This is a genomic window from Paraburkholderia sp. SIMBA_054 (genome assembly GCF_046534875.1).
In the GTDB taxonomy this organism is placed as follows: domain Bacteria; phylum Pseudomonadota; class Gammaproteobacteria; order Burkholderiales; family Burkholderiaceae; genus Paraburkholderia; species Paraburkholderia hospita.
This window is the reverse complement of the sequence record NZ_JAWRXV010001499.1, coordinates 1-243: the sequence shown is the minus strand read 5'-3', so window position 1 is coordinate 243 and position 243 is coordinate 1. Positions and strand designations below refer to the sequence as shown.

The 243-nt window shown below is 62.6% G+C and carries 1 protein-coding gene; it reads right to left on the bottom strand.

Annotation, left to right across the window (positions count from 1 at the left end; all coding sequences use genetic code 11):
* The coding region (locus SB822_RS60030) for a dihydrodipicolinate synthase family protein (RefSeq protein WP_410859502.1) at nucleotides 1-229 on the bottom strand (229 nt) is incomplete at its 3' end.
* Nucleotides 230-243 lie beyond the last annotated feature (14 nt).

The window sequence follows — 243 nt, the reverse complement described above, 5'->3', positions numbered from 1 at the left end:
CGACCTTCTCGACGACGAACCGCCCGAGCGCGCCGCGCTCGGCGAGCCTAAGAAACTGCATCTCGCGCGACTGCGCGACCGCAAACAGCGCGTCCGATCCCTGCGCGAGATACCATTCGATCAGACGTTCAAGGCCGGCGTAGTCGATCGCGCCCGAGTCGTCGAACGGCGTCAGCATCACGGGAACAATCCCTTCAATTGACACGGTGGGTGGCTTCGCGATTGTCATGCTGTTGTGCTCCA